At 66.2% G+C, this 1903-nt stretch carries 1 protein-coding gene and 1 pseudogene; one reads left to right on the forward strand and one right to left on the reverse strand.

What is annotated here, in order from left to right; all coding sequences use genetic code 11:
• Positions 1-172: pseudogene (locus tag ACNA7R_RS20150) on the forward strand (IS5/IS1182 family transposase); the annotation flags it as partial.
• 306 nt (positions 173-478) lie between these two features.
• Here the strand turns inward: ACNA7R_RS20150 and menD are convergent.
• On the reverse strand, positions 479-1903 hold a 1425-nt coding region (gene menD, locus ACNA7R_RS20155; RefSeq protein WP_416285321.1), incomplete at its 5' end, for a 2-succinyl-5-enolpyruvyl-6-hydroxy-3-cyclohexene-1-carboxylate synthase.

Here is a 1903-nt window from a genome sequence, read left to right on the forward strand (position 1 = left end):
CTTTCTGGTCTCTCGCTTTCGAATCTTTTTCGAGAATTAGAGAAACTCGATCAGGAGACGGGGATGCGGGTCACACGTGACGCACTCGCCGTCGAAAACGCCACGCTGGATGATCGGTGATTCGGAGTTCGACATGCTGGAGTGGCACGACCGCCTGCTGAACGCGTCCCTGAGGGGAGCAAGAAACCGACGGATGTCGAGTTTCGGCGTGTGACTCTGATAGGAACCTGTATTCATGACGCTACTAGGCTATCCAAGAAGATAGCGCGCCGTTTAACCGCAAGAAGTACAGGTAAGAGCGTAGCGTAAACAGTTCTCCCACCTTTTCTGGAGATCTTCGATCAATAACTCGCACATTCTGATTCGTTAAGGACCGTTATGGATCAAGCAATTATATTCCACATAGCCATCATCAGATCAGCCGGATCGGTATACCGGAATACGATGTATTCGATTCGCTTCGACCACACGTCGAAGCTCAGTCGGTCGTGACCGCGGCCTCGAGCCGCGCCGCCAACTCCTCTCGACGCCGGTGGTTCGCCGCCGAATCGAACTCGAGGGCGAGCACCTGCGTTCCCTCGCGCTCGAGCGACCGCCGATAGGCGTCCGCGAACGCCGCGGGTTCGACGCGCTCGAACTCGAGGCCGTACAGCTCTGCGAGGGGATCGAACTCGAGGCCGTGGGGCGTCTCGAACTGGTCGGTAAACGGCGGCTCGAAGTCGGCGATCGGCAGCTTGTGGAAGATGCCGCCGCCGTCGTTGTCCAGCAGGACGATCGTCGCGTCGACGCTGCAGCGGTCGACGGCCAGCAGCCCGTTCGAGTCGTGGTAGAAGGAGAGGTCACCGGTGACGAACACGAGCGGATCGTCCGTCGCGCTGCCGGCGCCGAGTGCCGTACTCGTGGTGCCGTCGATGCCGCTGGCGCCGCGGTTTCCGAGCACGGTGAGGTTGGCCTCTCGGGGCCGGGCGAACCGATCCGCGTCCCGGATCGGCATGCTGTTCGCGACGACTATCGTCGCGGGATCGGGCGCCTCGGCGAACGCGGTCGCGAGGATGGCCCCCTCGAAGGGAGTGTGCTCGAGCGCGTCGGCCTCGAGGGCACCCTCGAGAATCTCCCAGTGGGCGCGTTCGGCCCGGTCGAACCGCTCGAGCCACTCGTCGTCGGTACCGACGTCCTTGCCGAGTCCCTCGAGGCGTTCGAGAACGCCCTCGAGGGTCGACTCCGGCGTCGCGGCCAGCAGGTCGGTCGCGGTGAAGGTCGCCTCGCGCCACTCTCCGGCGGGATCGATCAGGTACTGGTCGGCGTCAGCGGCCTCGAGGGCCCGTCGAAGCGGTTTCGAGGTCGGCGAGGCCCCGACCCGGACGACGACGTCGGGCTCCGGGAAGAGGTCGGCGTAGACGTCGTATCCCCCGTAGACGGGTCCGTCGGCGACGCCCTCGCCGAACCGCAGTCCCGAGAGGACATCGGCGAGCACCGGGGCGCCGACGCGGTCGGCGAGTGTGAGGACCGTCGCAGGCTCGAGCGCCGCGAGGTCGACGGGGTCGGCGGGACCCGCCACGATCAAGGGTCGGTCGGCCGCTGCGAGCGCGTCCGCGAGGTCGCCGACCGCGTCGCTCGAGGGCTCGAGCGTCGGTCGACCCCGTTCGGTCTCGACGAACGCACCCGTCCGCCCCTTCCCCGCGAGCGTCTCGCCGAACGAGTCGGGGACCGCGTCGGTCTCGGTCGGCTCGAGGGGCTTTCGGAACGGGCAGTTCAGGTGAACCGGTCCGGCGGGCGTGCCGATCGTCTCCGCGAGCGCGCGGGCGGCGGTCGTCCGCAGACTCCGGACCTTCCGCTCGTCGGCCTCGGGATCGGGAAGCTCGGCGTACCAGCGGACCGCGTCGCCGTACAGCTTGACCTGATC

This window comes from Natronococcus sp., from assembly GCF_047921035.1.
Classification (GTDB): Archaea; Halobacteriota; Halobacteria; order Halobacteriales; family Natrialbaceae; genus Natronococcus.